The sequence below is a fragment of the Streptomyces sp. NPDC021115 genome (assembly GCF_044333065.1).
Classification (GTDB): Bacteria; Actinomycetota; Actinomycetes; order Streptomycetales; family Streptomycetaceae; genus Streptomyces.
Genome location: NZ_JBIRQF010000006.1, coordinates 72,597 through 98,587 on the forward strand (window position 1 = coordinate 72,597; position 25,991 = coordinate 98,587).

General features: G+C 73.6%; 2 protein-coding genes. Both read left to right on the forward strand.

Translation table 11 applies throughout. The features are described 5' to 3' along the window. The first annotated feature begins 29 nt into the window (after positions 1-29). Positions 30-16,280 (forward strand): type I polyketide synthase, encoded by a 16,251-nt coding sequence (locus ACH4TL_RS20515; RefSeq protein ID WP_398329216.1) that lies wholly within the window; start codon positions 30-32, stop codon positions 16,278-16,280. A gap of 56 nt (positions 16,281-16,336) precedes the next feature. Then, positions 16,337-25,936 carry a type I polyketide synthase gene (locus tag ACH4TL_RS20520; protein ID WP_398329219.1) on the forward strand — a complete coding sequence of 3,200 codons (9,600 nt, stop codon included), beginning with the start codon at positions 16,337-16,339 and terminating at the stop codon, positions 25,934-25,936. Positions 25,937-25,991 lie beyond the last annotated feature (55 nt).

A 25,991-nucleotide genomic window follows, 5' to 3' on the forward strand; every position in this document is an offset into this window, starting at 1 on the left:
ACTCATCTCAGCACCGCGGGGACGGCGTAATGGCGACGGCGAACGAAGAGAAGTACCTCGACTACCTCAAGCGGGCCACCACCGACCTGCGCGAGGCGCGGCGGCGGCTGCGCGAGGTCGAGGAGCGGGAGCAGGAGCCCATCGCCATCGTGGCGATGAGCTGCCGCTACCCGGGCGGTGTCCGTACGCCCGAGGAGCTGTGGGAGCTGGTCGCGCGCGGCGGTGACGCGGCCACGCCGTACCCCACCGACCGTGGCTGGGGTGCGGACGTCCTCTTCGACCCCGAGCCGGACAGCGGCCAGGAGCCATACGTCCGCGAGGGCGGCTTCCTGCACGACGCGGCCGAGTTCGACCCGGCGTTCTTCGGCATCTCGCCGCGCGAGGCGCTGGCCATGGACCCGCAGCAGCGGCTGCTGCTGGAGACGTCCTGGGAGGCGTTCGAGCGCGCGGGCATCGACCCGACGACGCTCCAGGGCAGCCAGACCGGCGTGTTCGCGGGCGTCATGTACCACGACTACGCGTCCCGGCTGTTCTCCGCGCCCGAGGACGTCGAGGGCTTCCTCGGCAACGGCAGCTCCGGGTCCATCGCCTCCGGCCGCGTCGCGTACACCTTCGGTCTCGAAGGCCCGGCCGTCACCATCGACACGGCCTGCTCGTCGTCGCTGGTCGCCCTGCACTTCGCGGCGCAGGCGCTGCGCCGCGGGGAGTGCTCGCTGGCGCTGGCCGGTGGCGTCACCGTCATGGCCACCCCCGGTACCTTCACCGAGTTCAGCCGCCAGAACGGGCTGGCCCAGGACGGCCGCTGCAAGTCGTTCGCGGGCGCCGCCGACGGCACCGGCTGGGGCGAGGGCGCGGGCATGCTGCTGCTGGAGCGGCTGTCCGACGCCCGCGCAGGCGGCCACCAGGTGCTCGGCCTCGTACGCGGCTCCGCCATCAACCAGGACGGCGCAAGCAGCGGCCTCACCGCCCCCAACGGCCCCTCCCAGCAGCGCGTCATCCGCCAGGCCCTGGCCGGGGCCCGGCTCTCCGCCGGACAGATCGACGTCGTCGAGGCGCACGGTACGGGGACGACCCTCGGCGACCCCATCGAGGCGCAAGCGCTGCTCGCCACCTACGGGCGCAACCACACCGAAGAGCAGCCGCTGTGGCTGGGTTCGGTGAAGTCCAACATCGGCCACACCCAGGCCGCCGCCGGTGTCGCGGGCATCATCAAGATGGTCATGGCGATGCGCCACGGCGTCCTCCCGCAGACCCTCCACGTCGACCAGCCCACCCCCAACGTCGACTGGTCCGCCGGGGCCGTCTCGCTGCTCACCGAGGCCCGCGCCTGGCCCGACACCGGACAGCCGCGCCGCGCCGCCGTGTCCTCGTTCGGCATCAGCGGCACCAACGCCCACACCATCCTGGAGCAGGCGCCCGACCCGGCCGCCGCCGACGCCGAGCAGCCGCAGGCCGCCGAGGACGGCAGCCCCGCCGCCGCGCTGCCGCTGTGGACCGTCGCGGCCAAGTCCCGGTCGGCGCTGGGCGCCCAGGCCGCGAACCTCCGCGCCCACCTCGACGCCAACCCCGGGCTCCCGCTCGCCGACATCGCGTTCTCGCTGGCCACGGGCCGCGCGGCCTTCGAGCACCGGGCGGCGATCGTCGCCGACGACCGCGACGGCCTGGTGCGGGCCCTCGACGCGCTGACCCGCGAGGAGCCCGCGCCCGGGCTGTTCGACGGCAAGGTTGCGGGCGGCAAGGTGGCGTTCCTGTTCACGGGGCAGGGCAGCCAGCGCCTCGGGATGGGGCGCGAGCTGTACGAGGCGTACCCGGTGTTCGCCGGTGCCCTGGACGAGGTGTGTGCCGAGCTGGACCCGCACCTCGAACGGCCGCTGAAGAGCGCGCTCTTCGGTGACGATGCCTCGGTGCTCGACCAGACGGGGTTCACCCAGCCCGCGCTGTTCGCCATCGAGGTGGCGCTGTTCCGGCTGGTGGAGGCGTGGGGCATGCGGCCCGACTTCCTCTCCGGCCACTCGATCGGCGAGCTGGCCGCCGCGCACGTGGCGGGTGTGCTGTCGCTCGCGGACGCCTGCCGGTTGGTGGCCGCCCGTGGCCGCCTCATGCAGGAACTTCCGGCCGGTGGCGCGATGATCGCGGTGCAGGCATCCGAGGACGAGGTGACCCCGCTCCTCACCGACCGGGTGAGCATCGCCGCGATCAACGGCCCGACGTCGGTCGTGATCGCGGGTGACGAGGACGCGGCTGTCGCGATCGCGGCGGACTTCGAGGCCCAAGGCCGTAAGACCAAGCGGCTCACCGTCAGCCACGCCTTCCACTCGCCCCGCATGGACGGGATGCTGGACGCGTTCCGCGAGGTGGCGCAGGGGCTGACGTACGAGGCCCCGAAGATCCCCATCGTGTCCAACCTGACCGGTGCCGTGGTCTCCGCCGACGAGATCACGACCGCCGACTTCTGGGTGCGGCACGTCCGCGAGGCCGTGCGCTTCCTCGACGGTGTGCGCGCGCTGGAGGCCCGTAATGTCACGACGTTCGTGGAACTGGGCCCGGACGGCGTCCTCACCGCCATGGCGCAGGACTGCCTGACCCGTGACGACGCCACCCTTGTCTCCGCGCTGCGCACCGGCCGCCCCGAGGTCCGGAGCCTGGCCACCGCCCTCGCGCAGGCCCATGTACGCGGCGTCTCGCCCGACTGGAACGCCGTGTTCGCCGGGACGGACACCGCGCGCACCGACCTTCCGCTGTACGCCTTCCAGCGCGAAACGTACTGGCTGGATGCCGGATACCCGATGGGCGACGTGACGTCCGCCGGGCTCGGCGCCGCCGATCACCCCCTGCTGGGCGCCGCCGTGGCGCTCGCCGACACCGACGGCTTCCTCTACACCGGCCGCCTCGCCCTCGACACCCACCCGTGGCTTGCGGACCACACCGTGGCCGGTGCGGTGCTGCTGCCCGGGACCGCGTTCGTGGAACTGGCGGTGCGCGCCGGTGACCAGGTCGGATGCGATCTGCTGGAGGAGCTGACCCTGGAGGCGCCGTTGGTGCTTCCCGAGGTGGGTGGCGTTCAGCTCCAGCTGTCGGTGGGCGCCCCCGACGCGTCGGGTCGGCGCGCGCTGACGGTGTACTCGCGGCCCGAGGATGCGGCCGTGGACGAGGTGTGGGAGCGCCACGCCTCCGGCGTTCTGGCGTCGGGCGCGCCGTCCGCCTCCTTCGACCTGGGCGTATGGCCCCCGGCGGGCGCGACGCCCGTGGAGCTGGACGGCCTGTACGAGGGCCTGGCTGATGCCGGGCTGGCGTACGGCCCGGTGTTCCGGGGGCTGAAGTCCGCGTGGCGGCTGGGCGATGAGGTCTTCGCCGAGCTGGAGTTGCCGGAGGACGCGCGGTCGGAGGCGGGGGCGTTCGGTCTGCATCCGGCGTTGCTGGATTCGGCGCTGCACGCGGTGGGTCTGGGTGGCCTGATCTCGGGTGAGGACGGGGCGCGGTTGCCGTTCTCGTGGTCGGGTGTGTCGCTGCACGCGGTGGGTGCGTCGGTGCTGCGGGTGCGGCTGTCTGCGGCCGGTACGGATGCGGTGTCGTTGGCGGTGGCCGATGGCGCGGGTCGTGCGGTGCTGTCGGTGGATTCGCTGGTGCTGCGGCCGGTGGCCGTTGAGCAGATCCGGGGCGGCCGCCGGGAGTCGCTGTACCGGCTCGACTGGACCGAGGTGTCGGGCGCGGGCGCGGCGGGGCAGTGTGCCCTGATCGGGTCCGACGCTCTGGGCTTGGCGCAGCCGTTTGCTGCGTACGCGGACCTGGAGGGGCTGGCCACGGCGGTGGCGTCCGGTGACGTTGCCATGCCGGATGACGTGCTGGTGACCGTTGCCCCTGAGGGCGAGGACGATCCCGCTGCCGTACGCCGCTCCACGGCCGAGGCGCTGGAGCTGATCCAGGCGTGGCTGAACGATGAGCGGTTCGCGGACGCCCGCCTTGTGGTGGTGACCTCGGGCGCCGTGGCCGCCGGTGCGGACGAGCCGGTGACCGACTTGGCCCATGCCGCCGTGTGGGGCCTGGTGCGTTCGGCCGAGTCGGAGAACCCGGGACGGTTCGTGCTGGTCGACGTCGATGGCGCGGCGGATTCGCGTGCGGCGGTGGCGGGTGCGCTGGCGTCGGGTGAGCCGCAGGTGGCGGTGCGGGATGGTGCGCTGCGGGCGCCGCGTCTGGCGCGGGCCGTGGTGGATGCCGAGCAGAGGGCCGGCTTTGGTGCCGAGAGCGGCACGGTGCTGGTGACCGGTGCGAGCGGCACGCTGGGTGGCCTGGTGGCGCGGCACTTGGTGGCGGAGCGTGGCGTACGGCAGCTGCTGCTGGTGAGCCGTCGTGGCGACCAGGCGCCGGGCGCTTCGGAACTGGGTGCCGAGCTGGCCGAGTTGGGTGCCGAGGTGGCGTGGGCCGCGTGCGATGTGGCGGACCGGGACGCGCTCGCCGCGACCCTGGCCGCCGTCCCCGCCGAGCATCCGCTGACGGGCGTGGTGCACACGGCCGGTGTGCTGGACGACGGTGTGATCGGCTCCCTGACCCCGGAGCGGCTGGAGCGGGTGCTGCGCCCGAAGGTGGACGCGGCCTGGAACCTGCACGAGCTGACAGCCGCTACGGACCTGTCGGCCTTCGTGCTGTTCTCCTCGGCCTCCGGCGTCTTCGGTGGCGCGGGGCAGGGCAACTACGCGGCGGCCAACGCGTATGTGGACGCGCTGGCGCAGCACCGCAGGGCGCGCGGTCTGGCCGGTACGTCGCTGGCCTGGGGTCTGTGGGCCGATGCCAGCGGGATGACCGGTGAGCTGGACCAGGCCGATGTGTCCCGGATGAGCCGGGGTGGCGTCGCCGCGCTGCCGGCCGCCGAGGGGCTGGAGCTGTTCGACGCGGCTCGCGGTGCGGACGAGGCGTTGCTCGTACCGGTGCGGCTGGACTTGGCGGCGGTACGGGCCGAGGCCGCGTCGTCGGGTGTGGTGGCGCCGCTGATGCGGGGGCTGGTACGGGCGCCCGCGCGGCGTACGGCGGAGGGTTCGGCCGGGACGGGCGCGCTGGCGCAGCGGCTGGCCGGGCTCGGTGAGGCCGAACAGCTCGCCCTGCTGCTCGGGCTGGTCCGTACGCAGGTCGCCGCCGTCCTGGGCTACGGCTCCGCCGACTCCGTGGACCCCGATCGGGCTTTCCGTGACCTGGGCTTCGACTCGCTGACCGCCGTCGAGCTGCGCAACCGGCTGAACGCGGCCACGGGCATGCGGCTCCCCGCCACCCTGATCTTCGACTACCCGACCTCCCGCGTCCTGGCCGAACACCTTCGGGATGAACTCGCGGGCAAGCGAGGCGAGTTGGCCGTACCGGCGTCGACCGTGGGCGCGGCCGACGACGAGCCGATCGCCATCGTCGCCATGAGCTGCCGCTTCCCGGGCGGGGTGCGCACCCCCGAGGAGCTGTGGCAGCTGCTGGCCTCCGGCCAGGACGCGATCTCCGGCTTCCCCGTCGACCGTGGCTGGGACCTGGACACGATCTACCACCCGGACCCCGAGCACCCGGGCACCTCGTACACCCGCGAGGGCGGCTTCCTCCACCACGCCGCCGAGTTCGACCCCGCCTTCTTCGGCATCTCGCCGCGCGAGGCCCTGGCCACCGACCCGCAGCAGCGGCTGCTGCTGGAGACGTCGTGGGAGGCGTTCGAGCGCGCGGGCATCGACCCGACGACCCTGCGCGGCAGTCGGACCGGTGTCTTCGCGGGCGTCATGTACCACGACTACGCCACGCTCGTGGAGCAGTCGCCCGACGGCGGTGGCGAGGGCGCGATCGGCTCCGGCAGCACCGGCTCCATCGCCTCCGGCCGGGTCGCGTACGCCCTCGGCCTTGAGGGCCCGGCGGTCACCGTCGACACGGCCTGCTCGTCGTCGCTCGTCGCCCTGCACTGGGCCATGCAGGCCCTGCGGGCGGGCGAATGCTCGCTGGCGCTGGCCGGTGGCGTCACGGTGATGGCCACCCCCGCCACCTTCATCGGCTTCAGCCGCCAGGGCGGCCTGTCCGCCGACGGCCGCTGCAAGGCTTTCTCGGCCGACGCGGACGGCACGGGCTGGGCCGAGGGCGCGGGCATGCTGCTCGTGGAGCGGCTGTCGGACGCGCGCCGCAACGGCCATCCGGTGCTGGCCGTCGTACGCGGCAGCTCCGTCAACCAGGACGGTGCGAGCAACGGCCTGACCGCGCCGAACGGCCCGTCGCAGCAGCGCGTCATCCGGCAGGCGCTGGCCGGTGCCGGTCTGTCGGCGTCCGAGGTGGACGCGGTCGAGGCGCACGGTACGGGCACCACGCTGGGCGACCCGATCGAGGCGCAGGCGCTGCTTGCCACGTACGGCCAGGAGCGGGACGCGGAGCGGCCCCTGCTGCTCGGCTCCATCAAGTCCAACATGGGCCACACGCAGGCCGCGGCCGGTGTCGCGGGCGTGATGAAGATGGTCCTCGCCATGCGCCACGGTGTGCTGCCGCAGACCCTGCACGCGGGCGAGCCGTCGCCGCACGTCGACTGGTCGGCGGGTGCGGTGTCGCTGCTGGCTGAGCAGACGCGGTGGCCGGAGACCGGCCGTCCGCGCCGGGCGGGTGTGTCGTCGTTCGGCATCAGCGGCACCAATGTGCACACGATCATCGAACAGGCCCCGGCCGAGGCGGGGGCGGACGCGGAAACCGCTCCCGACACCGCGCCCGCGCTCGCTTGGACCGTCTCCGGCCGCAGCGCGGCCGCACTGCGCGCCCAGGCCGAGCGCCTGGCCGCACATGTGCACACCCACCCCGAACTGCGCCCCCTCGACCTCGCCTCCTCGCTCGCCACCACCCGCTCCGCCTTCGACCACCGCGCGGCCGTCGTCGCCGAGGACCGGGCCGGGCTGCTGGCCGGTCTGGAGGCGCTGGCGCGGGGCGAGTCGGCTGCGGGGCTCGTCGAGGGCTCGGTGGCCGGTGGCAAGGTGGCGTTCCTGTTCACGGGTCAGGGCAGTCAGCGGCTGGGGATGGGCCGTGAGCTGTACGAGGCGTACCCGGTGTTCGCGGAGGCGCTGGATGAGGTGTGCGATGCGCTGGACGCGCACCTTGAGGCGCCGCTGAAGACGGTGCTGTTCGGGGACGACGCCTCGGTGCTGGACCAGACGGCTTTCACTCAGCCCGCGTTGTTCGCGGTGGAGGTGGCGCTGTTCCGGCTGGTGGAGGCGTGGGGGCTGCGGCCCGACTTCCTCTCCGGGCACTCGATCGGCGAGCTGGCCGCCGCGCACGTGGCGGGTGTGCTGTCGCTCGTGGACGCGGCGAAGCTGGTCGCGGCGCGTGGCCGGTTGATGCAGGAGTTGCCTGCTGGTGGCGCGATGATCGCGGTGCAGGCATCCGAGGACGAGGTGGCGCCGCTGCTCACCGAGCGGGTGAGCATCGCCGCGATCAACAGCCCGACGTCGGTGGTCATCGCGGGTGACGAGGATGCGGCGTTGGAGATCGCCGCTGGTTTCGAGGCGCAGGGTCGTAAGACCAAGCGGCTCACCGTCAGCCACGCGTTCCACTCCCCGCGCATGGACGGGATGCTGGAGGCGTTCCGCGAGGTCGCGCAGGGGCTTTCGTACGAAGCTCCCCGCATCTCGATCGTGTCGAACCTGACCGGGGATGTCGTCTCCGCCGAGGAGATCGCGACCCCCGACTTCTGGGTGCGGCATGTCCGTGAGGCCGTGCGTTTCCTCGATGGTGTGCGCGCGCTGGAGGCCCAGGGCGTCACGACGTACGTCGAGCTGGGCCCGGACGGTGTGCTCACCGCGATGGCGCAGGAGTGTGTGACCGGTGACGATGCCGCCTTCGCGTCCGTCTGCCGCAAGGACCGCCCCGAGGCCGAGGCGCTGCTGTCGGCCGTCGCGCGGGCACATGTCCGTGGCGTAAGGGTGGACTGGGATGCCGTCTTCGCCGGTACAGGCGCCGCGCGGGTCGACCTGCCGACGTACGCGTTCCAGTACGCGCGCTACTGGCCGAAGCTGTCGGCCGCCGCACTGGGCGGTACGGCCGGGCTGGGGCTGGCGAGCGTGGATCATCCGCTGGTGGGGGCTGCTGTCCCGCTCGCGGGCGGTGACGGGCTGCTGCTCACCGGGCGGTTGTCGGTGCAGACGCACCCGTGGCTGCTCGATCACGTGGTGATGGGTTCGGTGCTGCTGCCGGGCACGGCCTTTGTCGAGCTGGCTGTTCACGCTGGTGACCAGGTCGGTTGCGGTCTGGTGGAGGAGCTGACGCTGGAGGCGCCGTTGGTGCTTCCTGAGGTGGGTGGCGTTCAGCTTCAGGTGTCGGTGGGGGCGGGCGATGGCGCTGGGCGTCGGGCGTTCGAGGTGTACTCGCGGCTTGAGGACGAGCCGTGGGTGCGGCATGCCTCGGGTGCGTTGGCGGAGGGCGCCGCTCCCGCACCGGCTGATCTGGGTGTGTGGCCTCCGGCGGGTGCGAAGCCGGTTGAGGTCGATGGTCTGTACGAGGGCATGGCAGGGCTCGGGCTGTCGTACGGCCCCGTGTTCCGGGGGCTGAAGTCCGCGTGGCGGCTGGGCGATGAGGTCTTCGCCGAGCTGGAGTTGCCGGAGGACGCGCGGTCCGAGGCGGGGGCGTTCGGTCTGCACCCGGCGTTGCTGGATTCGGCGCTGCACGCGGTGGGTCTGGGTGGCCTGATCTCGGGTGAGGACGGGGCGCGGCTGCCGTTCTCGTGGTCGGGTGTGTCGCTGCACGCGGTGGGTGCGTCGGTGCTGCGGGTGCGGCTGTCTGCGGCCGGTACGGATGCGGTGTCGTTGGCGGTGGCCGATGGCGCGGGTCGTGCGGTGCTGTCGGTGGATTCGCTGGTGCTGCGGCCGGTGGCCGTTGAGCAGATCAGCGGTGCGCGGAGCGGGCGGCAGGAGTCGCTGCACCGGCTCGACTGGACCGAGGTGTCGGGCGCGGGCGCTGTGGGTCGGTGCGTGCTGCTGGGGGCCGATGTTCATGGCCTGGCGCAGGGGTTCGATAGGTACGCGGACTTGGAGGCGCTGGCGGCTGCGGTGGACGGGGGTGCGGAGTCCCCGGAGTACGTAGTGATGTCGCTGGCGGCCGCACTCGAACACCCGGATGCGGCACTTGAACGCCCAGGTCCGGCAAATCAAGCCCGTCCGGCGTTTGAGGACCGGGGTCCGGGGCGGAGCCCCGGCGGGGTTCAAGGGGCGGAGCCCCTTGTTTCGGGAAGGGGCGGGGTGGGGGAAAGTTCCTCGCCCGCCGAAGCCGCACATGACGCCACCACCCGGGCCCTTCACCTCCTCCAGACCTGGCTGGCCGACGACCGGTTCGCGGAGGCCCGCCTTGTGGTGGTGACCTCGGGCGCCGTGGCCGCCGGTGCGGACGAGCCGGTGACCGACTTGGCCCATGCCGCCGTGTGGGGCCTGGTGCGTTCGGCCGAGTCGGAGAACCCGGGCCGGTTCGTGCTGGTCGACGTCGATGGCGCGGCGGATTCGCGTGCGGCGGTGGCGGGTGCGCTGGCGTCGGGTGAGCCGCAGGTGGCGGTGCGCGATGGTGCGCTGCGGGCGCCGCGTCTGGCGCGGGCCGTGGTGGATGCCGAGCAGAGGGCCGGCTTTGGTGCCGAGAGCGGCACGGTGCTGGTGACCGGTGCGAGCGGCACGCTGGGTGGCCTGGTGGCGCGGCACTTGGTGGCGGAGCGTGGCGTACGGCAGCTGCTGCTGGTGAGCCGTCGTGGCGACCAGGCGCCGGGCGCTTCGGAACTGGGTTCCGAGCTGGCCGAGTTGGGTGCCGAGGTGGCGTGGGCCGCGTGCGATGTGGCGGACCGGGACGCGCTCGCCGCGACCCTGGCCGCCGTCCCCGCCGAGCATCCGCTGACGGGCGTGGTGCACACGGCCGGTGTGCTGGACGACGGTGTGATCGGCTCCCTGACCCCGGAGCGGCTGGAGCGGGTGCTGCGCCCGAAGGTGGACGCGGCCTGGAACCTGCACGAGCTGACCCGCGATCTGGATCTGTCGGCGTTCGTGCTGTTCTCGTCCGCCGCCGGTGTCTTCGGCAACGCGGGGCAGGGCAACTACGCCGCCGCCAACGCCTTCCTGGACGCGCTGGCGCAGCACCGCAGGGCGTCCGGCCTGGCCGGTACGTCGCTGGCCTGGGGCCTGTGGGCCGACTCCAGCGGGATGACCGGCGAGCTGGCCGACGGGGACGTTTCCCGGATGAGCCGGGGTGGCGTCATCGCGCTGTCCGGCGCCGAGGGTCTGGAGCTGTTCGACGCCGCGCACCGCACGGACGAGGCGTTGCTCGTGCCCGTGCCGCTGGACCTGGCCGTGATGCGCGCCGAGGCGGCGTCATCCGGTGTGGTCACGCCGCTGATGCGCGGACTGGTGCGGATCCCGGCACGGCGTACGGCGGAGGGTTCGGCCGGGGCGGGCGCGCTGGCGCAGCGGCTGGCCGGGCTCGGCGAGGCCGAACAGCTCGACGTCCTGCTCGGTGTGGTCCGTAGCCAGGTTGCCGCCGTACTGGGACATGGCTCGACGGACACCGTGGAACCGCATCGTTCCTTCCGTGAGCTGGGCTTCGACTCGCTGACGGCGGTGGAGCTGCGCAACGCGCTGGGCGTGGTGACTGAGCTGCGGCTGCCCGCGACGCTGGTCTTCGACTACCCGACGCCCGTGGTGCTGGCGGAGTTCCTGCGTGCGGAGGTCGCGGGCGCGGCGGCCGAGGTGGCCGGGCCGGTGGTGGTGGCGGCCGCGGATGACGAGCCGATCGCGATCGTGGGTCTGGGGTGCCGTTATCCGGGTGGGGTGGAGACTCCCGAGGATCTGTGGCGGCTGGTCATGGAGGGCCGGGACGCGATCTCGGAGTTCCCCACCGACCGTGGCTGGGATCTGGACGGGCTCTACCACCCGGACCCCGACCACCCGGGCACCTCGTACTCCCGCGAGGGCGGCTTCGTCGAGCGGGCGGGCCACTTCGACCCGGCGTTCTTCGGGATCTCGCCGCGTGAGGCCCTTGCGATGGACCCGCAGCAGCGGCTGCTGCTGGAGACGTCGTGGGAGGCGTTCGAGCGCGCGGGCATCGACCCGGGCGCGCTGCGCGGCAGCCGCACCGGCGTCTTCGCCGGTGTGATGTACCACGACTACGCCTCCTCGCTGCCGGCGCTTCCGGAAGGCGTGGAGGGCTTCGTCGGCACCGGCAACGCGGCGAGTGTGATCTCCGGCCGGTTGGCGTACACGTTCGGCCTGGAGGGGCCGACGATCACGGTGGACACGGCGTGTTCGTCGTCGTTGGTGGCGTTGCACCTGGCGGTGCAGGCGCTGCGCAACGGTGAGTGTTCGCTGGCGTTGGCCGGTGGTGTGACGGTGATGGCGACTCCGGCGCCCTTCGTGGAGTTCAGCCGTCAGCGCGGGCTCGCCGCCGACGGCCGGTGCAAGGCGTTCTCGGCGGACGCGGACGGCACGGGTTGGTCCGAGGGCGCGGGCATGCTGCTGGTGGAGCGGCTGTCGGACGCGCGCCGTCATGGCCATCAGGTGCTGGCGGTGGTGCGGGGCACGGCGGTCAACCAGGATGGTGCGTCGAACGGTCTGACGGCGCCGAACGGTCCCTCGCAGCAGCGGGTGATCCGGCAGGCGCTGGCGAACGGCGGCCTGTCGGCGTCCGAGGTGGACGCGGTCGAGGCGCATGGCACGGGGACGTCGCTGGGCGACCCGATCGAGGCGCAGGCGCTGCTGGCGACATACGGTCAGGAGCGGGACGCGGAGCGGCCGTTGCTGCTCGGCTCCATCAAGTCCAACATGGGCCACACGCAGGCCGCGGCCGGTGTCGCGGGCATCATCAAGATCGTGATGGCGATGCGGCACGGTGTGCTGCCGCGAACGCTGCACGCGGACGAGCCGTCGCCGCACGTGGACTGGTCCGCCGGTGCGGTCTCGCTCCTGCGGGAGCCGGTGCAGTGGCCGGAGTCGGGGCGTCCACGGCGTGCCGCGGTGTCGTCGTTCGGCTTCAGCGGCACCAACGCCCACACGATCATCGAGCAGGCGCCGGAGCTGGAACCGGCGGAGGTTTCCGCGATTCCGACCGCTCAGCCGTCCGTTTCGCCCTGGGTGCTCTCGGCGAAGAACGCCGACGCGCTGCGGGCGCAGGCGTCGCGGTTGCTCGCCGACATCGAGCGGCGGCCCGAGGTGTCGCTCAGCGACCTGGGGTACTCGCTCGCGACCACGCGTGCCGCGCTGGACCACCGTGCGGTGGTCGTCGGCGGCGACCGGGACGGGCTGCTGTCGGGCCTGGCGGCGCTGGCGCGTGGTGAGTCGGCGGCCGGACTGGTTCAGGGTCCGGTGGCCGAGGGCGGCAAGGTGGCGTTCCTGTTCACGGGGCAGGGCAGCCAGCGGCTCGGGATGGGCCGTGAGCTGTACGACGCGTACCCGGCCTTCGCCGAAACGCTCGACGCGGTCTGCGATGAGCTGGACCGGCACCTGGAACAGCCGCTGAAGACGGTCCTGTTCGGGGACGACGCCGAGGTGCTCGACCAGACGACGTTCACTCAGCCCGCGCTGTTCGCCATCGAGGTGGCGCTGTTCCGCCTGGTCGAGGCGTGGGGTCTGCGTGCGGACTTCCTGTCCGGGCACTCCATCGGCGAGATCGCCGCCGCGCATGTGGCGGGTGTGTTGTCGTTGGCGGACGCGGCGAAGCTGGTGGCCGCGCGCGGTCGGCTGATGCAGGAGCTTCCGGCCGGTGGCGCGATGATCGCGGTGCAGGCGTCGGAGGACGAGGTGGCGCCGCTCCTCGCGGAGCGGGTGAGCATCGCCGCCCTCAACGGCCCGACGTCCGTGGTCATCGCGGGCGACGAGGACGACGCCGTGCAGATCGCGAACGGATTCGAGGCGCAGGGTCGTAAGACCAAGCGGCTCACGGTGAGCCACGCGTTCCACTCGCCGCGCATGGACGGGATGCTGGAGGCGTTCCGCGAGGTGGCCGAGGGGCTGTCGTACGAGTCCCCCCGCATTCCGATCGTCTCCAACCTCACCGGCACCGTGGTCTCCGCCGAGGAGATCACCACCCCCGACTTCTGGGTGCGCCACGTCCGCGAGGCGGTCCGCTTCCTCGACGGTGTCCGCACGCTCGAAGCGCAGGGCGTCACCACGTACCTCGAACTCGGCCCCGACGGTGTCCTCACCGCCATGGCGCAGGAGTGCGTCACCGGCGACGAAGCCGCCTTCGCGGCCGCCCTCCGCAAGGACCGCCCCGAAGCCGAGGCGCTGACGACGGCCCTCGCGCGGGCGCACGTCCGTGGCGTGACGCCGGACTGGGCGGCGTACTTCGCCGGGACCGGCGCCCACCGCGTCGACCTGCCGACGTACGCCTTCCAGCGCGAGCGCTACTGGCTGGAGGCTCCCGCCGGAGCGGTGGGCGACGTGGCCTCGGCCGGTCTCGCCTCGGCCGATCACCCGCTGCTGGGTGCGGCGGTGGACCTGCCCGACTCCGAGGGCTTCCTCTTCACTGGTCGGCTCTCCCTCCGTACGCACCCCTGGCTGGCCGACCACGCCGTGATGGACACCGTGATGCTGCCGGGGACGGCCCTGGTCGAGCTGGCGGTCCGGGCCGGTGACCAGGTTGGCTGTGATCTGCTGGAGGAACTGACCCTCGAAGCGCCGCTGATCCTCCCCTCGCGCGGCGGGGTGCGGCTGCGGGTCGCCGTCGACGAGCCCGACGGCCCCGACGGGCAGCGGGCGCTGACCGTCTACTCGCGGCTGGAGGACGCCGTCGACGAGCCGTGGACCCGGCACGCCTCCGGTCTGCTCGCCGCCGCCACCACCACCGCCGCGCCGAGCGGCATGGCGGAGTGGCCCCCGGCCGCCACCGGGTCGGCCGAGGTGGAACCGCTCGACGTGGACGGACTTTACGAAGGCTTCGCCGCGCTCGGCCTCGCCTACGGGCCGGTGTTCCAGGGGCTGCGCGCCGCCTGGCGGCGCGGGGACGAGGTGTTCGCTGAGGTGGCGCTCGGCGAGGAGCGGCAGGGCGAGGCCCGGGCGTACGGACTGCACCCGGCCCTGCTGGACGCCGCCCTGCACACGGTGGCCCTCGGCGACTTCTTCCCGGCCGAAGAGGCGGGACAGGCCCGGCTGCCGTTCTCCTGGGACGGCGTACGGCTGCACGCGGTCGGTGCGACCGCGCTGCGGGTGCGGGTGTCCCCGGCCGGGCAGGGCGCGGTCGCGCTGGAGATCACCGACGAGGCCGGTGCCCCGGTGGTGTCGGTCGGCTCGCTCGCGCTCCGGCCTCTGGACGCGGAGCAGTTCAACGCCGCCAACGCGCGCCACCAGGAGTCGCTGTTCCGTCTCGACTGGGCCGCTCTGCCCGTGTTCGACGAGGGCAACGACACCTCCGGCGCCCTGTGGGCCGTCCTGGACGGCACCGGCGGCGGCGATCTGAAGATCACGGCCGCGCTGACGGACACGGACATCGGCGTCGAGGCCGAGACCTACGCGGACCTGTCCGCGCTCGCCGAGGCGGTCGAGGCCGAGGGGATCGCGCCGGAAGTGGTCCTCGTACCGTGCCTGCCCGACCTGGCCACGCCAGGGGACACCGTGGGCGCCGCGCACACCGTCGTCCGGCGGACGCTGGCGCTGGTCCAGGAGTGGATCGCCGACGAGCGGTTCGCCGACTCCCGGCTCGTCCTCCTCACCCGTGGCGCCGTGGCCGTGACCACGGGCGACGACAGCGGGGCCGAGAGAGTGGACGATCTGACGCACGCAGCGGCCTGGGGTCTGGTGCGGTCGGCGCAGGCCGAACACCCGGGCCGGTTCGTCCTCGCCGACGTCCACGGCGGCCCGGCCGACGGCGCCGCCGGCGGCTGGCTCCCGGCGCTGGTGGCGGCGCTGCGGACGGACGAGCCCCAGCTCGCCGTGCGCGCCGGGACCGTCCACGCACCGCGCCTCGCGCGGGTGGCGGCGCTGGACGCGGCGGCCGTGCCCGGCCTCGACCCGGCGGGCACGGTGCTGGTCACCGGCGCGTCCGGCACCCTGGGCGGGCTGCTGGCCCGCCATCTGGTGACCGAACGCGGGGCCAGGCGACTGCTGCTGACCAGCAGGCGTGGCGCGGAGGCGGCGGGAGCCGCCGAACTGACCGCCGAGCTGGGCGCGTTGGGTGCCGACGTCACCTGGGCGGCGTGCGACGCGGCCGACCGGGACGCGCTCGCCGCGACCCTCGCCACCGTCCCCGCCGAGCATCCGCTGACCGCCGTGATCCACGCGGCGGGCGTGCTGGACGACGGGGTCGTCGAATCGCTCACCCCGGAGCGTATGGCCGGTGTGCTGCGTCCGAAGGTGGACGCGGCGTGGCATCTGCACGAGCTGACCCGCGGCCTGGACCTGGCCGAGTTCGTGCTGTTCTCCTCGGCGGCCGGTGTCTTCGGCAACCCCGGGCAGGGCAACTACGCGGCGGCCAACGCCTTCCTGGACGCCCTCGCCCAGCACCGCCGCGCCCAGGGCCTGCCCGCCGTCTCCCTGGCCTGGGGCCTGTGGGAGGACGAGGGCGGCATGGCCGCGACCCTCGCGACCGCCGACCGGCAGCGGATGAGCCGCGGCAGCATGGGCGCGCTGAGCAACGCCGAGGGCCTGGCCCTGTACGACGTCTCCGGCCTCGCCGGACACGCGGTGCTGCTCCCCGCAGCCCTGGACCTCGGCGCCCTGCGCGCCCAGGCCACGGCGGGCGTCACACCGCTGCTGCGCGGGCTGATCCGCACCCCGGTGCGGCGTGCCGCGGCCGGTGGCGGCGGGGCCGACGAGGCGGCGAGCCTCGCCGACCGGCTCGCGGGCATGTCCCCGGCCGAGCGGGACCGCCACCTGCTGAACCTGGTCTGCGGCCAGGTGGCCGGGGTCCTCGGCCACGGCAGCGCGGCGGCGATCGAGCCCGGGGCGGCCTTCAAGGAGCTGGGCTTCGACTCGCTCACCGCCGTCGAACTCCGCAACCGGCTCGGCGCCGCCACCGGAATCCGGCTGCCCGCCACGCTGGTCTTCGATTACCCGACCCCCGGCGCCCTGGCCGATCACCTCCGTGCGGAGCTTCCGCACGACGGCGGCCCGTCGGTGTTCGGCGAACTCGACCGGCTGGAAGCGGCCCTGACGGTGGCCGCCGACGACAGCGTCACCCGGTCGAGGATCACGATGCGCCTCCAGGCGCTCCTGGCGAAGTGGAACGACGGCCAGGGTGCGACGACCGACGGTGCCACCGACGACGACGATCTCGAATCCGCGACCGACGATGAGCTTTTCGACCTGCTCGACGACGAACTCGGCTCCTCCTGAACGGGAGCGTACTGACCTCATGAGCACGACCTCCCCCTTCGCAAGGAGCCGACGCAATGGTGAATAACGAGGACAAGCTCCGCGACTACCTCAAGCGGACCACCGCCGACCTGCGTCAGGCCCGCCGCCAGCTGCGCGAGGTCGAGGAGCGGCACCAGGAGCCGATCGCGATCGTCGCGATGAGCTGCCGCTACCCCGGTGGCGTACGCGGCCCCGAGGACCTGTGGCGGCTCGTCCTCGGCGCCGAGGACGCGATCTCGGGCTTCCCGACGGACCGTGGCTGGGACGTCGAGTCGCTCTACGACGCCGACCCCGACCAGGCGGGCGCCAGCTATGTGAACGAGGGCGGATTCCTCTACGACGCGGGCGCGTTCGACCCCACGCTCTTCGGCATCTCGCCGCGCGAGGCCATGGCGATGGACCCGCAGCAGCGGCTGCTGCTGGAGACCGGGTGGGAGGCGTTCGAACGGGCCGGGATCGACCCGACCGGGCTGCGCGGCAGCAGGACCGGCGTGTTCGCGGGCGTCATGTACCACGACTACACCTCGCGGCTCGACTCGATACCGGAGGGCGTCGAAGGGTTCCTCGGCACCGGCAGCTCGGGCAGCATCGCGTCCGGCCGGGTGTCGTACACCTTCGGCCTGGAGGGCCCGGCGGTCACCGTCGACACGGCGTGCTCGTCGTCGCTGGTCACCCTGCACATGGCGGTGCAGGCGCTGCGCAACGGCGAATGCTCGCTGGCGCTCGCGGGCGGTGTCACCGTGATGGCCACTCCGGCCACGTTCACCGAGTTCAGCCGTCAGCGCGGACTCGCCGCCGACGGCCGCTGCAAGCCGTTCGCGGCCGCCGCCGACGGCACCGGCTGGGGCGAGGGCGTCGGCATGCTGCTCGTGGAGCGGCTGTCGGACGCCCGCAAGAACGGCCACCCGGTCCTCGCCATCGTGCGCGGCTCGGCGATCAACCAGGACGGCGCGTCCAACGGGCTCACGGCGCCCAACGGCCCGTCCCAGCAGCGCGTCATCCACCAGGCGCTCACCAACGGCCGCCTCTCCGCCGCCGATGTCGACGCCGTCGAGGCGCACGGCACGGGTACGACGCTCGGCGACCCGATCGAGGCGCAGGCGCTGCTCGCCACGTACGGGCAGGACCGGCCGGAGGACCGGCCGCTGCTGCTCGGCTCCATCAAGTCCAACATCGGCCACACCCAGGCCGCCGCCGGTGTCGCCGGAATCATCAAGATGGTCATGGCCATCCGGCACGGGGTACTGCCCAAGACGCTCCACTTCGACGAGCCGACCCCGCACGTCGACTGGTCGGCGGGCGCCGTGTCGCTGCTCACCGAGGCGACGCCGTGGCCGGAGACCGACCGGCCGCGCCGCGCCGCCGTGTCCTCGTTCGGCTTCAGCGGCACCAACGCCCACACCATCCTGGAGCAGGCCCCCGCCGAGGAGCCGGTGGCCGAGGAGCCCACGGTGGCGGCGGAGCAGCCGGGCGCGGTGCCGTGGGTGGTGTCGGGCAAGAGCGAGGCGGCGCTGCGGGCGCAGGCCGAGCGCCTGCTGACCCGCCTCCAGGCCGAGCCGGAGGCGCGTCCGGTGGATGTGGGCCTGTCGCTGGCGACCACGCGAGCCGCGCTGGACCACCGTGCGGTGGTCCAGGGCGGGGAGCGCGACGAACTGCTCGCCGGGCTGGGTGCCCTCGCGACCGGTGGTATGGCCTCGGGCGTGGCGCAGGGTTCCGTCGTCGGTGGCCGGACGGTGTTCGTGTTCCCGGGGCAGGGTTCGCAGTGGGCGGGCATGGCGGTGGGGCTGATGGACGCCTCGCCGGTGTTCGCCGCCCGTATCGAGGAGTGTGCCGCCGCGCTGGCGGAGTTCACCGACTGGTCGTTGGTGGAGGTGCTGCGCGGCGTGGAGGGCGCGCCGTCGCTGGAGCGGGTGGATGTCGTCCAGCCGGTGCTGTTCTCCGTGATGGTGTCGCTGGCCGAGCTGTGGCGTTCGCTGGGCGTGGCGCCGTCGGCGGTGGTGGGCCATTCCCAGGGTGAGATCGCGGCCGCGTGCGTGGCCGGGATTCTGTCCCTGGAGGACGCGGCGCGTGTGGTGGCGCTGCGGAGCCAGGCGATCGGCCGGGTGCTGGCGGGCAAGGGCGGCATGGCGTCCGTGGCTCTGCCGGTGTCCGACGTACGGGAGCGGATCGCGGCGTGGGGCGAGGACCGGATCTCGGTGGCGGCGGTGAACGGTCCGTCGTCGGTGGTGGTCTCCGGCGAGCCCGAGGCGCTGGACGAGCTGCTGGCGTCCTGTGAGGCGGATGAGGTGCGGGCGCGCCGGGTGCCGGTGGACTACGCGTCGCACTCCGCGCAGGTGGAGCTGTTGCGCGAGGAGCTGTTGACCCTCCTGGCCCCCGTAGAGCCCAAGACCGCTCAGGTGCCGTTCCTGTCGACGGTGACGGGGGAGTGGGTCGAGGGTCCTGAGCTGGACGCCGAGTACTGGTTCACCAACCTGCGTCGTACGGTCGAGTTGGAGGGCGCGGTCCGGCGGTTGCTGGACGAGGGCTTCGGTGTGTTCATCGAGTCCAGCGCCCACCCCGTCCTGACGATGGGGGTGCAGGAGACGGCCGAGGACGCAGGTCTGGAGGCGGCCGCGATCGGGTCGCTGCGCCGCGACGAGGGCGGTCTCGACCGCTTCCGGACCTCCGTCGGCGAGGCATGGACGCGGGGCGCCGGTGTCGACTGGGCCGGGGTGTTCGCCGGTACCGGTGCCCGCCGCGTCGAGCTGCCCACGTACGCCTTCCAGCACCGGCACTACTGGCTGGAGTCGGGCACCACCGCCCAGGCCGCCCCCGCCGCCACTGAAGCCGACCCCGTCGAGGCCCGGTTCTGGGACGCCGTGGAGCGCGAGGACTGGCAGGCGCTGGCCGCCGAGCTGGACGTCGACGGCGACGAGCGGGTCAGCACGCTGCTGCCCGCCCTGGCCTCCTGGCGCAAGCAGCGCCGTCAGCAGTCCACGGTGGACGGCTGGCGCTACCGCGTGACGTGGAAGCCGTTCGCCGAGGGGCAGACCGCGCGGCTGTCCGGCACCTGGCTGCTGGTCGTGCCGGAGGGCGTCGCCGAGGGCGAGTGGGCGACCGGCGCGCTCCGTACGCTCGCCGAACGCGGCGCCGACGTACGGCAGATCGTGGTGGACACCGCCACCGAGGGCCGTGAACAACTGACCGAGCGCCTGCGCGCCGAAGCCGAAGCCGCCGCCCCGTACAGCGGTGTGCTGTCGCTGCTGGCCCTGGACGGTCGGCCGCATCCGGTGCACACCTCCGTCCCCGCCGGGGTGGCCGCACAGCTCGCGCTCGTCCAGGCGCTGGGCGACGCGGAGATCGCGGCGCCGCTGTGGTCCGCCACGTGCGGCGCGGTCTCCGTCGGCCGCTCGGACCGGCTGGACTCCCCGGAGCAGGCGCTGATCTGGGGCCTGGGCCGGGTGGCCGCGCTGGAGCACGGCGAGCGCTGGGGCGGTCTGGTCGACCTGCCGGGGACGGCCGACGAGCGGGCGCTGTCCCGGCTGGTCGCCGCGCTCGCCGGTGCCGAGGACGAGGACCAGGTGGCCATCCGCGCCACCGGGTTGCTCGTCCGCCGCCTGGTGCGGGCCCCGCTGGACGCCACGCCCGCCGTACGGTCCTGGAAGCCGGACGGCACCACCCTGGTCACCGGCGGTACGGGCGCCCTGGGCGCCCATGTGGCGCGCTGGCTGGCCGGTAACGGCGCCGAGCACCTGGTGCTCACCAGCCGCCGTGGCCCGGACGCCCCCGGCGCCGCCGAGCTGCGCGAGGAGCTGACGGAGCTGGGCGCGAAGGTCACCATCGCCGCCTGCGACGTGGCCGACCGCGACGCCCTCGCCGCGACCCTCGCCGCCATCCCTGCCGAACACCCGCTGACCGCCGTCGTCCACACGGCCGCCGTACTGGACGACGGGGTGATCGAGGGCCTGACCCCGGACCAGGTCGACCGGGTGCTCAAGGTCAAGGTCGACGCCACCCGCCATCTGCACGAGCTGACCCGCGACCTGGACCTGTCCGCGTTCGTGCTGTTCTCGTCCTTCGCGGCCACCTTCGGCGCGCCCGGTCAGGGCAACTACGCGCCGGGGAACGCCTTCCTGGACGCCTTCGCCGAGCACCGCCGCGCCGCCGGACTGCCCGCCACCGCGCTGGCCTGGGGCCCGTGGGGCGAGGGCGGCATGGCCGAGGGCGGCGTCGGCGACCGGATGCGCCGCCACGGCGTCATCGAGATGGCGCCGCGGCTGGCCGTCACCGCGCTCCAGCACGCCCTGGACCGCGAGGAGACGGCGCTGACCGTCGCCGACATGGAGTGGAAGCGCTTCGTCCTCGCCTTCACCTCCGGCAGGTCCCGCCCGCTGCTGCACGACCTGCCCGAGGCGCGGGACGTCATCGACGGCATGCGCGGGGACACCGAGGCGGAAGACGCCGGAAGCGTCGCCCTGGCACAGCAGCTCGCCGGGGTGCCGGAGCACGAGCAGGAGCGGCTGGTGCTGGAACTGGTCCGCACCGCAGTCGCCGCCGTGCTGGGCTACGCGGGCGCCGAGGACATCGAGGCGGGCCGGGCCTTCAAGGACCTGGGCTTCGACTCGCTGACCGCCGTCGAACTCCGCAACCGCCTCGGCGCCGCCAGCGGGCTCAAGCTGCCGCCGACGCTGATCTTCGACTACCCCACCCCCACGGTGCTCGCGCGCCAGCTGCGCACCGAGCTGTCCGGCGGGCAGCGGGCGGCCGTGGCCACGCAGCCCACCGCTGCGGCGGCCGCCGATGACGAGCCCATCGCCATCGTCGCCATGAGCTGTCGCTTCCCGGGCGGCGTCCGCACCCCCGAGGAGCTGTGGCAGCTGCTCGACGCCGGTGGCGACGCGCTGTCGGAGTTTCCCGGCGACCGCGGCTGGGACATCGACTCCCTCTACAACCCGGACCCGGACGCGCAGGGCACCAGCTACACCCGCGAGGGCGGATTCCTCACCGGGGCCGCCGAGTTCGACCCGGCCTTCTTCGGAATCTCGCCGCGTGAGGCGATGGCGATGGACCCGCAGCAGCGGCTGCTGCTGGAGACCTCCTGGGAGGCGTTCGAGCGCGCGGGCATCGACCCGGCCACGCTGCACGGCAGCCCGTCCGGTGTCTTCGTCGGCACCAACGGCTCCGACTACTCGATCCTCATGCGCAACACCACCGAGGGCTACGAGGGCCACCTCGCCACCGGCAGCGCCGCGAGCGTCGTCTCAGGCCGCCTCTCGTACACCTTCGGCCTGGAGGGCCCGGCCGTCACCGTCGACACCGCGTGCTCGGCGTCGCTGGTGGCGCTGCACCTGGCCGTGCAGGCGCTGCGCCAGGGCGAATGCTCGCTCGCGCTCGCGGGCGGTGTGACCGTCATGGCCACCCCCGGCACCTTCATCGAGTTCAGCCGCCAGCGCGGGCTGTCCTCCGACGGCCGCAGCAAGGTGTTCTCCTCGGACGCCGACGGCTTCAGCCCGGCCGAGGGTGTGGGCATGCTGCTGGTCGAGCGGCTGTCGGACGCCCGTAAGAACGGCCACCCGGTGCTGGCCGTCGTCCGTGGCTCCGCCATCAACCAGGATGGTGCGTCCAACGGGCTCACCGCGCCCAACGGCCCGTCCCAGCAGCGCGTCATCCGCCAGGCGCTCGCCAACGCCCGCCTGTCGGCCGCCGAGGTGGACGTCGTCGAGGCGCACGGTACGGGGACGACGCTGGGCGACCCGATCGAGGCGCAGGCGCTGCTCGCCACGTACGGCCAGGACCGGCCGGAGGGGCAGCCGCTGCTGCTCGGCTCCATCAAGTCCAACATCGGCCACGCGCAGGCGGCCGCCGGAGTCGCGGGCGTGATGAAGCTCGTACTCGCGCTGCGGCACGGGGTGTTGCCGGAGTCGCTGCACATCCTTGAGCCCACCCCGCACGTCGACTGGGCGTCGGGCGACGTCGAGCTGCTGACCGAGGCGCGGGAGTGGCCGCGTACCGACCGGCCGCGCCGGGCCGCGGTGTCCTCGTTCGGCTTCAGCGGCACCAACGCCCACACCATCCTGGAGCAGGCGCCCGCCGAGGAGCGGGACGAGACGGAACCGGCGACCCGGCGGCTCGACGCGCTGCCGTGGGTGGTGTCCGGCAAGAACGAGGCGGGCCTGCGCGCGCAGGCCGCCAAGCTGCTGGCCCACCTCGACGCCGACCCGGACCTGAACCCCCTGGACATCGGCCACTCGCTGGCCACCACCCGGGCCGCCTTCGACCAGCGCGCGGTGCTGGTAGGCGGCGAGCGGGAAGACTACGTCCGGGGTTTGGACGCCCTCGCTAGGGGGCAGGTCCTGCCCAACCTGGTGCAGGGGGCCTCAATCGGGGGCAAGGCCGCATTCGTGTTCCCCGGACAGGGGTCACAATGGGTAGGCATGGCCGTGGGGCTGTTGGATGCTTCACCGGTGTTCTCTGCCCGTATTGATGAGTGTGCCGACGCACTCGCCGAATTCACCGACTGGTCGTTGGTGGATGTGTTGCGAGGAGCGGAGGACGCGCCGTCTCTGGAGCGGGTGGACGTCGTTCAGCCGGTGTTGTTCTCCGTGATGGTTTCGCTCGCGGAGCTGTGGCGTTCGCTGGGTGTGCGGCCTTCGGCCGTGGTGGGCCACTCGCAGGGCGAGATCGCGGCGGCGTGCGTGGCCGGGATTCTGTCGCTGCGGGACGCGGCGCGGGTCGTGGCGCTGCGCAGCCAGGCGATCGGCCGGGTGCTGGCGGGCAAGGGCGGCATGGTGTCGATCGCGCTGCCGGTGTCCGAGGTACGGGAGCGGATCGCGCCGTGGGGCGAGGAGCGCATCTCGGTGGCCGCCGTCAACGGCCCCTCGGCCGTGGTGGTCTCCGGTGAGCCGACCGCGCTGGATGAGCTGGTCGCCGCGTGCGAGGCGGACGAGGTCCGGGCGCGCCGCGTCCCGGTGGACTACGCCTCCCACTCCGCGCAGGTGGAACTGCTGCGCGACGAACTCCTCGACCTGCTGGCCCCCGTACAGCCCAAGACCGCGCAGGTGCCGTTCCTGTCGACCGTGACGGGGGAGTGGGCCGACGGTTCCGAGCTGGACGCCGAGTACTGGTTCACCAACCTGCGCCGCACCGTCGAGCTGGAGAGCGCCATCCGCCGCCTGCTCGATGAGGGCATGAACGTGTTCATCGAGTCCAGCGCCCATCCGGTGCTGGCCATGGGCGTGCAGGAGACGGCCGAGGACGCGGGCCGCGAGGCGGCGGCCATCGGATCGCTGCGCCGCGACGAGGGCGGTCTCGACCGCTTCTGGGCGTCCCTCGGCGAGGCGTGGACCCGTGGTGTCGACGTCGACTGGGACGCGGTGTTCGACGGTACGGGCGCGGCCCGCGTCGAGCTGCCCACGTACGCCTTCCAGCACCAGAGCTACTGGCCGCAGGCACCCGAAGCCACGGCTCCCGCAACGCGGTCCGACGCCGTCGACGCCCGCTTCTGGGAGGCCGTCGAGCGCGAGGACCTGGAGTCGCTGGCCGACACCCTCGCGTGTGACGACGACACCGAGCGGTCCTCGCTCGGCGCCGTCCTGCCCGCCCTCGCCTCGTGGCGCAAGCAGGCCCGCGAGCAGTCCACCGTGGACGGCTGGCGCTACCGCGTGACATGGAAGTCGCAGACTGAGGGCCGGGCCGCGCGGCTGTCCGGGACCTGGCTGCTGGCCGTGCCCGAGTCCGCCGCCACCGACGACTGGACGCTCGGGGTGGTCCGTACGCTCGCCGAACGCGGCGCCGACGTACGGCAGATCACCCCGGCCGCCGTCGAGGCCGACCGGGAGTCGCTGACCCGCCTGGTGTGCGAGGAACTGGCCGGTGCCGGAACCGTCTCCGGTGTGCTCTCGCTGCTCGCCTTCGACGAGCGGACCGCGCCCGGCACGGACGGCCTCGGCGCCGGGCTGACCGGCACCGCAGCGCTGATCCAGGCGCTGGGCGACGCCGGGGTGGAGGCGCCGCTGTGGTGCGCCACCCGTGGCGCGGTGTCCGTCAGCGGTACGGACCGGCCCGAATCCCCCGAGCAGGCGCTCGCCTGGGGCCTCGGCCGCACCGCGGCGCTGGAGTACCCGGAGCGCTGGGGCGGTCTGGTCGACCTGCCGGGAACGCCTGACGACCGGGCGCTGTCCCGGCTGGTGAACGTGCTCGCCGGGGCCGACGGCGAAGACCAGCTCGCGGTGCGCGCGGCGGGCGTGTTCGCCCGCAGGCTCGCCCGCTCCCCGCTCGCCGGGGCGCCCGCCGTACGGTCCTGGAAGCCCGCCGGAACCACGCTGGTCACGGGCGGTACGGGGGCGCTGGGCGCCCATGTGGCGCGCTGGCTGGCCCGTCATGGCGCCGAGCACCTGGTGCTCACCAGCCGTCGTGGCTTGGAGGCGCCCGGCGCGGCCGAGCTGCGCGACGAACTGACCGCGCTCGGCGCGCGCGTCACCGTCGCCGCGTGCGATGTGGCCGACCGCAAGGCGGTCGAGGGCCTGCTCGCCGACATCCCGGCCGACCAGCCGCTCACCGCCGTCATGCACGCCGCGGGCGTGCTCGACGACGGTGTCCTGGACGCCCTCACCCCGGAGCGGTTCGCGACCGTCCTCGGCCCGAAGGCCGACGCGGCGCGCCACCTGCACGAGCTGACCCGCGGTCTGGAGCTGTCCGCGTTCGTGCTGTTCTCCGGCATCGCGGGCACCCTCGGCGACGCCGGGCAGGGCAACTACGCGGCGGCCAACGCCTACCTCGACGCGCTGGCCGAGCAGCGCCGCGCCGACGGCCTGCCCGCCACCTCGGTGGCCTGGGGCCGCTGGGGCGAGACGGGACTCGCCGCGGGCGGTGCCGTCGGCGACCGGCTGGACCGGGGCGGTGTCCCGGCGATGGACCCGCACGCGGCGATCACGGCGCTCCAGCAGGCGCTGGACCACGCCGACACGGTGCTGGCCGTCGCCGACATCCAGTGGGAACGCTTCGCCCAGGGCTACACGGCGGTCCGCCCCAGCCCGCTCATCGGCGATCTGCCGGAGGTGCGGCGGCTGCGGGAGACCGGCGCCCAGGGCGGCGACCCGGCGGTGGGGGACGGCTCCCCGGCGGAGGCGCTGCGGCAGCGGCTGGCCGGGATCTCCCGGGCCGAACAGTCCCTGGTGGTCCTGGAGGTCGTCCGCACGAACGCCGTCGCGGCGCTCGGCCACCCGACGACCGACGAGGTCGGCGCGGGGCGGGCGTTCAAGGAGCTGGGCTTCGACTCGCTGATCGCGCTGGAGCTGCGCAACCGGCTGGGCGCCGCCACCGGGCAGAAGCTGCCCGCCACGCTGGTCTTCGACTACCCCACCCCGGCGGCGCTCGCCGAGTTCCTGTGCGGCGAACTCGTCGGCGACGGCGGCACGGCCGCCGCGCCCGGGCTCGCGGAACTCGACGCGCTGGAGTCCGCGCTGTCCGTCCTCGACCCCGACAGCGAGGCCCGCGAGGACATCGCGGCCCGGCTGCGGGACCTCGCGGCCACGTGGGCGGAGCCCCGTAAGGCCGAGGCCGGGACGGGGGACGGTGAGGGGGCCGTGACGGCGCAGTTGCAGGAGGCGACGCCCGACGAGGTCTTCGCCTTCATCGACAAGGAACTCGGAATCTAGGGATCTGCAAGTCCGCGGGCGCAAGGTTTGTGACGAGAAGCATGGGTGAGACTCC